The organism is Alkalibacterium iburiense (assembly GCF_039521845.1).
Classification (GTDB): Bacteria; Bacillota; Bacilli; order Lactobacillales; family Carnobacteriaceae_A; genus Alkalibacterium; species Alkalibacterium iburiense.
In genome coordinates this window covers 1-9,904 of sequence record NZ_BAAACW010000076.1, presented here as the reverse complement: position 1 = coordinate 9,904, position 9,904 = coordinate 1, and the positions used below count along the sequence as shown (strand labels likewise).

Below are 9,904 nucleotides of genomic sequence, written 5' to 3'. Positions count from 1 at the left end.
GCACCCTCCGTCAGCATTTTGATACGTCTATTATACCAAAAGAGCGGGCAAAATCGCACTGTTAACAAGGGAAAGTAGTAAACCGGTTAGGTTTTGACACCCTAACCATACTTATATATAAAACTAATTTTTATTGAACGTTCATCATAACTATAGAGAATATGATAAAAAACGAATAAAAATAGTCATTGCATAAAATAGAAAGGATGGTAGATATGCGTTTTTCGTTTATGGGAAAACACGAGGGTTCTCATCCAGAGGAAAATAAATCTAGAACGAGTAAATTACCCATCGTCGATGCCTCTGTACCAAAGATTATGGTCTTCCCAGTATCCATGCATATTGGTGCCCCCGCAAAACCTGTCGTAGAAATTGGAGATAAAGTCAAGGCAGGGGAAATGATAGCAGAAGCTGGAGGATTTGTATCTGCACATGTCTATTCTTCAGTATCCGGAGAAGTAATCGGCATAGAAAAACGACCAACGACAAAAGGGGAAACAGACTGTATTATAGTTAAAAATGACTATGAATACACAAAGGCTGATCCAATAGTCGAACCAGGACGCTCTCAGGAAATGAGCAGCGAAGAAATAATTGACACCGTTAGAAAAGCAGGAATTGTCGGAATGGGTGGAGCAACATTTCCCACTTCTGTTAAACTAAGTCCGCCTCCCGGTGCTACCATCGATACAGTTATTATTAATGGGGCAGAATGTGAGCCGTACTCTACTTCTGACCACCGTGTTATGGTTGAATATGCTGATGAAATTGTAAGTGGGATTAATATTGTCAGACGTTTATTCCCTAAGTTACGCCAAATTTACATCGGTATTGAAGACAATAAGCCCAACGCTATAAAAGCTTTAGAAAAAGCAACCGAAGAATTTAGTGATATTACTGTCAGACCGTTAAAAACCATGTATCCGCAAGGTTCAGAGAAGAATTTAATCAAAAACCTGACAGGGCGTGAAGTGCCTCCTGGTGGGTTACCTGCTGAAGTACGGTGTATGGTTATGAATAACTCTTCTGTGCGAGCTGTTTATAGAGCATGTGAATACGGTGAGCCATTAATAGAGCGAATTGTTTCTGTCTCTGGAACACCGATCAAAGAACCTAAAAACTTAAGAGTTAAAATAGGAACACCTATGGATTCTTTAATTGAAGATTGCGGCGGATTCTCAGAAGTTCCAGGTAAAGTTTTATCCGGGGGACCTATGATGGGACAAGCCGTGTCGGATTTAGGTATTCCGATTATAAAAGGAACGACAGCTGTCACTGTCTTGACTCCTGAAGAAGCGAATCAGGGTGAGACACACGACTGTATTATGTGTTCTGAGTGTATTAATGTCTGCCCAGTGAGCTTACAGCCTATTTTAATCAGTGATGCTTATGAAAGAGGAAACATTGATAAAGCAAAAGAATTAGGTGCAATGGATTGTATTGAATGTGGGAACTGTTCCTTCATTTGTCCATCTAAAATTCCTCTACTGGATAATATAAGAGCAGCTAAAGCAGCCATCCAGGCTCAGAAGGAGGGTTAATCATGGCACAAGCAATTGATCCAAATGAAATAAAAGATAAATTACGTACGGGACCTTCCCCGCATATTCGAAAAGCAAGAACTTATTATGGTGTCATGACTGAAGTACTTATAGCATTGATTCCTCCAGCAGTAGCAGCCACATTCTTTTTTGGCTGGTGGGTCATTGGAATGTTAGCTATAGGTATAGGAACGGCTGTTGCGTCAGAGTATATCTATCAGAAATTAACTTACAAACCGATTAAGATTCATGATCGTAGTGCTATGGTAACAGGAGCACTGGTGGCTTTGAGCTTGCCAGTTACAGCCCCAATATGGATGATTGTGTTTGGCTCAGTATTTGCGATAGTGATTGTTAAACAAATGAACGGTGGGATTGGAAAAAACTATTTTAATCCTGCAGTCGCAGCTAGGGTAGTTACAAAAGCACTGTTTACGCCTTGGTTAGCAAATTGGGTTTTGCCTGGTGGATTTTTGGGTAGTGGGTATAGAGGCGTCGATGCAATCTCATCCGCTACACCACTTGAATCTATCGGACACCGTGCTCAAACTGTTTCAGAACAAGTTCCGGAATTATTTGACTTATTTATGGGATTCAACCTAGGTGGTAACATAGGAGAAACTTCTAAAATAGCCATACTCATTGGGATGCTTTACCTAATTTTTAGAGGCATTATCCACCCGAAAATTCCAATACTGTATATTTTGACTACAGTACTTGTTATGGGCTTCTGGTCTAGTTTTAATTTCGAATTTATGATGGCTCATGCTTTAACAGGAACCTTATTCTTTGGAGCAACATATATGGCAACTGATTACAGTTCGGGTTCTTTAACCCCACAAGGAAAAACTGTTTTTGCGATAGGATGTGGGCTCTTAACTGCTTTCTTTAGAATTACATTCGATTACCCAGGTGGAGTCGGGTTTGCCATTCTTATCATGAATGCTTTATCTCCATTTATTGACAGCAAGCTTATGCCACGTATATATGGACACGAGAGACGACCTCAAGTTAAATTTAACAGACAAAAAAGATAGTTAAGAAAACCATTCTAGACGCAAAAACGGCTTATCTGTTTTTGCGTCTTTTTGGAGTATGAAAGGATGGTAATAGAGAGATAGAGTGATTTGTGTGAGTTTTGGGTTTTTAATGGGTATAATGGAAGAGAGGGCATACCCTTGATTATGACTGACTGAGATGAACCGGAGGAATTGGCATGATGAATATACTATTTTCATTAGATGAAAACTATGTTTACCCATTAAAAGTTTTGATTCAATCATTGGTGGATACCCATCCTGATGATACTTTTTGCATGTATTTACTGCATGCTGGAATAAGTGATGAAACACTAGAAGATTTGAACCGATTTGTCGAAAGAACAGACAACAAACTGGTTCCCATTCACAGTAAAAATTTCTTTCACGATTCAGATAAGGTGGCTATAACAAGATATTATACATTAGAGATGTATTTGTGGATGTTTGCTCCCTATTTGTTACCCGAAGAAGTGGATAGAATTTTGTACTTAGACCCGGATGTGCTTTGCATAAATGATATCAAAGAATTTTATAATAAAGATTTTCTAGGGCATTCTTTTGTTGCTACGAATTATAAATACAAAACAAAATGGGTCCAGCCTTTCAATAATTTGCGTCTGCGTAATTTTGAATCAGATGATTATTTCAACGCCGGTGTTGTGTTAATGAATTTAAAAAAATTGAGAAGAGTAGGAGATCCCTATTCTATCATTGAAGCCATTAGAGAAAATAAGCCCGTGTTAATTCTTCCTGATCAAGATATATTCAATTTAGTTTACGTGAATGATATTTTGGAGGAAGACTGGCGATTTTTCAATATGAATCCAAAAGTATTTGAGAAATTAAAGATTCTTTTCCCGAAAAAGTATAACTATGCTAAAGTAGATAGAGAGGTAGTCTTTATTCATTTTTCAGGTAAACATAAACCATGGGATGAAAGGGAGAAGTATCGGTATGCTTTAGGGAAATACTTCTTTGACGTGGAAAAGAGAGTCTATCCTTACTACCTAGAAAGTAGCGAAATTTAGAAAGGACGAATAGAATGAGCGAGATGTATGATTATGATTATCTGGTTATAGGTGGAGGAAGTGGAGGGATAGCCTCTGCAAATCGAGCGGGCATGCATGGTGCTAAGGTGGCTTTAATAGAAGAAAATCAATTAGGAGGTACATGTGTTAACTTAGGATGTGTGCCGAAAAAAGTCATGTGGTATGTAGCAGAAATGATGGAATCCTTTAAGCATTACGGTGAAGGGTACGGCATAGAATTAAATGGAGAGCCGACTCTGAATTTCAAAAAAATGGTAGAAAATAGGGAGAAATATATTTCATTTCTGCACAAAGCTTACAAAAGTGGCTTAGACAACAACAATGTAGAGTTAATAAAAGGAAGAGCCTCATTTGTTGATGATTCAACGGTAGAGGTGAATGGTAAAGAATATACCGCAAAACATATCTTAATTGCCACTGGAGGAAAGCCCAAGCGTTTGGATATTCCAGGCGGAGATTTAGGGATTGTATCTGACGGAGTATTTGATTTAACAGAGTTACCGAAGAGTGTAGCAGTTATAGGGGGAGGATATATTGGTGTAGAAATGAGCAATATATTCCATGCCTTAGGTTCTGATACTCATATGTTTGTACGAAAACCTCAGCCATTATATAATTTTGACTCTATCATTTGTGAGGGGTTTGCAGAAATTTCTGAAAAAGAAGGCCGTAACATCCACACAAATAAAACAGTAGAGAAAGTAGAACAGTTGGGCGAAAAGGAATTTAAATTATTCTTTGCAGATGGAACAACGCATGAGACTGAGTTACTCATTTGGGCAACCGGTAGAAATCCGAATACAGATGGCTTGAATGTTGAAGCTGCTGGTGTGAATCTCTATCCAGGTGGGTATGTGGAAGTTGATCAGTATCAAAACACAACGGGACATAATATCTATTCAGTGGGAGACGTTACCGGCAGAGTCGAATTAACACCCGTTGCTATTGCAGCAGGTAGACGATTGTCTGAGCGATTATTTAACAACAAAACAGATGAATATTTAGACTACAATAATATACCAACAGTTATTTTTACTCACCCACCTATTGGAACAATTGGAATGACAGAAGAACAGGCGAGAGACCAGTATAATGAAGAAGATATTAAAGTGTATCAAACGTCCTTTACATCCATGCATAGTTCAATAACTTCAAATAGACAAAAATCCTATATGAAGCTCGTCTGTGTTGGAAAAGAAGAAAAAATAGTAGGTTTACATGGAATTGGTAAAGGAATGGATGAGATTCTTCAAGGCTTCGCCGTTGCGATTAATATGGGAGCGACTAAACGGGATTTTGATCGTACTGTAGCCATCCATCCTACAGCAGCAGAAGAATTCGTCACAATGCGCTAAGTATTCTTTCTGAAACCAGTTAAACACGAACATTAAACATTAGAATATGATTAAAGTTACGTTTTTTGTTGCATTCTCTAAAAATCTGGTTTACTATTAAGACAAGTTAATAAAAGAGTTATCTAATATATTTTAGCGATATGGGCTAAAGTCTCTACCAATCCCCTTAAAGGATTGACTATTAGATTAAACAAGCGTATTTGTTTATGAAATAGTTAATTAAAGGCGGGAAACCGCCTCTTTTTTGTTTTTCATAAACAGGCTTACCCATTTTCATTTTTATTAGATAACCCTTAATTAGTACCTTCATGAAAGTGAAGGAAAATTATACGAAAGAGGGTTTTATCTTTGTTGGAAAAATTCTTTCAACTGAAAGAAAACGGCACAACCGTTGGTACGGAAATTGCAGCAGGACTCACAACATTTTTTGCTATGTCTTATATTATTTTTGTTAATCCGCAGATTCTGTCACTAACAGGTATGCCAACACAAGCGGTCTTTATGTCAACGGTATTATCAACAGCTGTAGGCACGCTTATTTTAGCACTCTATGCTAAAGTTCCGTATGCGCAGGCTCCTGGTATGGGATTAAATGCATTCTTCACCTATACCGTTGTTTTTGCATTAGGATTTACTTGGCAAGAAGCTTTGGCGATGGTTCTCTTTACGGGGCTAGCAGGGTTAGTCATCACGATTACTCCTATTAGAAAGATGATTATTCGTTCAATTCCTGAAACACTGCAGCACGCTATCGGTGGAGGAATTGGGGTATTTATTGCATATATTGGGTTGAAAAATGCTCAATTACTGCAGTTTACTTCAGAAAGTCAAGATATCATTGCTGTCAATAACGAACCTTATACGATGGGAACTGAAATTTCCGGTGCCGTTAATACGGTTGTAACAGGTGGGGGAATCATTCCAGAGATGGGTAACTTAATGAATCCTTATGTTTTATTGGCGGTCATAGGTCTTATTATTACATTGGCTTTAATGATTGCTAAAGTTAAGGGAGCTATTTTAATCGGAATTATTTTAACAACAATTATTGGAATTCCTATGGGAGTAACGGATCTTTCTGGGTTAACGAATTCATCGAATTCTTTCTCATCAGCCTTTAGCGAATTAGGGACAACTTTCGGGGCAGCTTTAGGTTCAGAAGGATTAGGATCACTCTTTGCTGATCCATCACGTTATCCGATTATATTAATTACTATTTTTGCATTCACTTTAACAGATGTGTTTGATACCATTGGGACATTTATTGGTACGGGGAGAAAATCAGGTATCTTTACATTAGAAGACGAGAAAGCGATGGACGAAGGTTCAGGCTTAAATACGAAAATGGAAAAAGCGTTGTTTGCAGATGTTACAGCGACCATATTAGGAGCTATATTCGGAACATCACCAGTCACAACATTTGTTGAAAGTACAGCTGGAATCGGTGCTGGGGGGCGCACAGGATTAACAAGCTTGACGACTGCCGTAATGTTTTTATTAACAGCACTCTTTACACCTATTATTTCAATTGTGCCTGGAGCAGCTACGGCACCAGCTTTAATAGTAGTGGGAATATTAATGATGTCTGCCTTTGCAGAAATCGATTGGAATAATATAGAAGAAGCAGTACCAGCCTTTTTTGCTTCGATATTTATGGGCTTATCTTATAGCATATCTTACGGAATAGCAGCTGGTTTCTTATTCTACATTGTAACAAAAGTGGCAAAAGGTAAAATAAAAGTGGTGCACCCGATTATTTGGGCAACAACAGTCTTATTTATTGTTAACTTCCTAGTTATGGGTATGATTTAAATAATCAAAGAAAAAGACAGATGTTCTGATTAATTCAGAGACATCTGTCTTTTTTTATTTATCAAAAATAGAAACTATTCGTAACGTAAGGCATCAATCGGATTTAAATTAGCCGCTTTTCGAGCAGGATAAATTCCGAAGAAAATACCTACAGCTGAGGAGAAAAGAAGAACTAATGCGACACTACCTAGAGTAATGACAGGTACGATATTTAACGCACCAGCGATTAAGTTGGATAATATTATACCGATAGTTAACCCAATCATTCCACCAATCAAACTTATAATGACCGATTCCATTAAGAACTGTACTAATATGATATTAGTCGTTGCTCCTAAGGCTTTTCGAGTTCCAATTTCTCGTGTCCGTTCTGTAACAGAGACAAGCATGATATTCATCACACCTATACCACCAACTAATAGAGCGATACCTGCAACAGCTGCAATAAAGTTAATGAATAAGTCTAATACATTGTTTACTTGATCGAGAGCTTGTAAAAAGTTGGTAGCATTATAGATATTATCTCCCACTGCGTCATGACGCAACTCCATCAGTCTAACAACCTGATTAGACACAGGTTCAATCTGTTCTGTTGATTGAACTTCAATCATGACTGAGTTCATACCAGCTAACTGTGGCAATTGATTACTGAGAGTCGATTGCGGCATGGCCACAAATAAGGGGATTTCACTTGCGTCAAAAGAACCCTGTAAATCGCCGAATGTTCCTTCGACGACTCCGACAATCCTTAAGTTCATTTGAGCCTGCTGAACACTAACACGAACGGATTCACCCACAACATCTGTACGCCCGAATAAAGCTTCGGCAGCGTCTTCGTCAATCACAATCACGTCTTGGGCTTCTTCGAAATCTACTTCATTAAAATAGCGTCCATCAATTAAAGTGGAGTTCATCGTTTGAGTCAGGTACTGTAAATCAGGCGTCCCGTAGGAAATGACGGCTTGACGCGACTCTGTATCTGAAGAGAGGACACCAACGGTTGTTTCAGTAGGTGAGATATAATTGATTTCTTCAATAGAGTCTTTTAAAAGGGCAATATCGTCATCTGTAATTAAGTCACCTGATTGATCTGGGTCATTGGCATCTAAACTTATAGCTGTCGCACCCAAGTCACTAAACGTACGGGTAATTTCTTCTGTGGCTCCGTTTCCTACTGCTAAAATGGCTATTACAGAAGCAATACCGATTATAATCCCTAGCATAGTTAGGAAAGAGCGCATTTTATTTGCAAAAATACTATCGAGTGCCATCTTAAAGTTTTCTTTTAAAAACACTTATTCCACCTCCGCTTTAGGAAGTTCTTTTGGAGTCTGTGTTTCATCTTTTTGAAGCACTCCATCGCGAAAGTGAACGATACGCTTGGTGTATTCAGCCATTTCTGGTTCATGTGTCACCATGACAATAGTCGTTCCTTCATTATTTAAGTCCTGAAAAATACGCATAATATCTTGGGTTGTTTTTGAATCTAAGTTTCCAGTCGGTTCATCTGCCATTAAAACAGATGGGTTATTCACAATAGCTCTGGCAATGGCCACACGCTGTTTTTGGCCACCTGAAATCTCATTGGTCATATGGCCTAAGCGATTCCCTAGTCCAACTTTTTCAAGAGCTTCAGTCGCCCGTTTCTTTCCTTCTTTATAAGGCACCTTGGCATAGACAAGGGGCAGCATGACATTGTCTAATACATTCATGCGGGCCATTAAATTAAAGGATTGGAAGACAAACCCAATTTCTTTATTTCGTATTCCAGCTAGCTGGGCATCAGACAGGTTTGAAACATCCGTCCCGTTTAATAAATATTTTCCACTATCAAATCGGTCAAGCAGACCAAGAATATTCATCAGTGTTGATTTACCTGAACCACTCGGACCCATAATAGAAGTGAATTCCCCATCTTGAATAGACAGAGAAACTTTATCTAAAGCCTTTAAAGATTCGCCGCCCATGTGGTAAATTTTTTCAATATCCGTGATTTCTATCACGAGAATTCCTCCTTTTAGTCTTCGCGTTCCACTTCCATACCATCTTCTAATTCTTCACTAGGTGAAAGCACGACTTCGTCACCAGAAGATAAGCCTTCAGTCACTTCAATCACAGTATCCGATTGAATACCTGTTTCAATGGCTACTTCATTTAAAACAGTACCATCTAATACGTAAACATAAGGTTGATTATCTTCATCATGATTTAAAGCCTCAATCGGAAGAATCAGTGCTGAGTCATTTGAATCCACAATAATGTCCACATCAATATCAAAACCAGCGATTAATCCCTCTGTATCAGAATCGAATGAGATAACGGCCCCTAGTGTAGTGGTTGAGCCCATTTGAGTCTGTTGAGCAGTCGCTACAGGGTCAATGTGTTCCACCGTTCCCTCGTATTCATTTTCTCCGTAAGTCAATAAGACGTCTTGACCTTCTTCAACGAGACCAGCATCTGAACGAGATAAGTCCAAGGACACTTCTAAAACAGTAAGGTCAGATAAAACCAGTGAAGCCTGTCCTTGTTGAGCATTAGCGTCGGTTTCTTCTTCTGCTATATTTAATTGTGTGACCGTTCCGCTAAAGTTAGCTGTGAAACTCGTTCCATCTAAATATGTCACTAGAGTGTCACCTTCTTCAACGGTATCACCCAACTCAACGAATAGTTCGGATACAATACCTTGGCCCATCACCTCTTGTGTTTGGCTGGGTTCAATCGTTCCAGTTGTTACAACTGTTTCTGTTATAGCATCTTCTGTTACTTCTGCTGTTCTTACGGTTACTGTGTCGTCTTCTTGAGAACTGCTATAAATACTGTATCCCACAAAACCTGCAAAAGCTAAGAATAAAATGATGCCAATCCATGTTTTCTTTTTCATAATTAAAGCTTCCTCTCCCTTTCTTTCCTATATAAACATAGTCACAACGTTTATTATACAGACTGCTTAAGGTCATTTCTATGAAAACGAGTGAAAATCATATAATCTTCAAGCATTATACATAATACGAAATAGTTAAGCCCAGTTTATCGAAACCCGGGAGTTTAACAGCTGGAATCAATAAAAAGTGACACAAAGCCTGTTATGGCTTTATTTTTTTGTCAAA

Annotated in this window: 8 protein-coding genes and 1 riboswitch; of the genes, 5 read left to right on the top strand and 3 right to left on the bottom strand. The window is 38.4% G+C overall.

The window, feature by feature from the left end:
• Window positions 1-215 precede the first annotated feature (215 nt).
• The 5 genes from rsxC (at window position 216) to ABDZ53_RS06585 (ending at window position 6,797) form a co-directional block, all read left to right on the top strand.
• The gene (rsxC, locus tag ABDZ53_RS06605) at window positions 216-1,541 is read left to right on the top strand and encodes an electron transport complex subunit RsxC (RefSeq protein ID WP_343754839.1); all 1,326 of its coding nucleotides are present in this window, start codon (window positions 216-218) and stop codon (window positions 1,539-1,541) included.
• Window positions 1,542-1,543: 2 nt separating this feature from the next.
• Entirely contained in the window at window positions 1,544-2,578 is a 1,035-nt protein-coding gene (locus ABDZ53_RS06600; RefSeq protein ID WP_343754838.1) for an RnfABCDGE type electron transport complex subunit D, read from the top strand.
• Window positions 2,579-2,757: 179 nt separating this feature from the next.
• Window positions 2,758-3,609, top strand: a complete 852-nt coding sequence (locus tag ABDZ53_RS06595; protein ID WP_343754837.1) for a glycosyltransferase family 8 protein — start codon at window positions 2,758-2,760, stop codon at window positions 3,607-3,609.
• Between the two features lie 23 nt (window positions 3,610-3,632).
• On the top strand, window positions 3,633-4,985 hold the full coding sequence (gene gor, locus ABDZ53_RS06590; RefSeq protein ID WP_343754844.1) for a glutathione-disulfide reductase: 1,353 nt from the start codon (window positions 3,633-3,635) through the stop codon (window positions 4,983-4,985).
• Window positions 4,986-5,088: 103 nt separating this feature from the next.
• A riboswitch (purine riboswitch) is annotated at window positions 5,089-5,186 on the top strand.
• Between the two features lie 150 nt (window positions 5,187-5,336).
• A complete protein-coding gene (locus tag ABDZ53_RS06585) occupies window positions 5,337-6,797 on the top strand; it encodes an NCS2 family permease (RefSeq protein ID WP_343754841.1) in 1,461 nt (486 codons plus the stop codon).
• 74 nt (window positions 6,798-6,871) lie between these two features.
• Here ABDZ53_RS06585 and ABDZ53_RS06580 read toward each other — a convergent pair whose 3' ends face one another.
• From ABDZ53_RS06580 to ABDZ53_RS06570, 3 genes are read right to left on the bottom strand one after another with little or no spacing between them, the layout of a single operon-like run.
• On the bottom strand, window positions 6,872-8,092 hold the full coding sequence (locus ABDZ53_RS06580) for an ABC transporter permease (protein WP_343754835.1): 1,221 nt from the start codon (window positions 8,090-8,092) through the stop codon (window positions 6,872-6,874).
• The gene (locus ABDZ53_RS06575) at window positions 8,093-8,800 is read right to left on the bottom strand and encodes an ABC transporter ATP-binding protein (protein ID WP_343754833.1); all 708 of its coding nucleotides are present in this window, start codon (window positions 8,798-8,800) and stop codon (window positions 8,093-8,095) included. It abuts the gene before it with no gap.
• Between the two features lie 14 nt (window positions 8,801-8,814).
• Window positions 8,815-9,678, bottom strand: a complete 864-nt coding sequence (locus tag ABDZ53_RS06570; protein ID WP_343754831.1) for an efflux RND transporter periplasmic adaptor subunit — start codon at window positions 9,676-9,678, stop codon at window positions 8,815-8,817.
• Window positions 9,679-9,904: the final 226 nt, after the last annotated feature.

Coding starts and splice junctions, on each gene's coding strand:
- ABDZ53_RS06570 (WP_343754831.1), bottom strand. CDS start 9,678: ATGAAAAAGAAAACATGGATTGGCATCATTTTATTCTTAGCTTTTGCA.
- ABDZ53_RS06595 (WP_343754837.1), top strand. CDS start 2,758: ATGATGAATATACTATTTTCATTAGATGAAAACTATGTTTACCCATTA.
- ABDZ53_RS06600 (WP_343754838.1), top strand. CDS start 1,544: ATGGCACAAGCAATTGATCCAAATGAAATAAAAGATAAATTACGTACG.
- rsxC (WP_343754839.1), top strand. CDS start 216: ATGCGTTTTTCGTTTATGGGAAAACACGAGGGTTCTCATCCAGAGGAA.
- gor (WP_343754844.1), top strand. CDS start 3,633: ATGTATGATTATGATTATCTGGTTATAGGTGGAGGAAGTGGAGGGATA.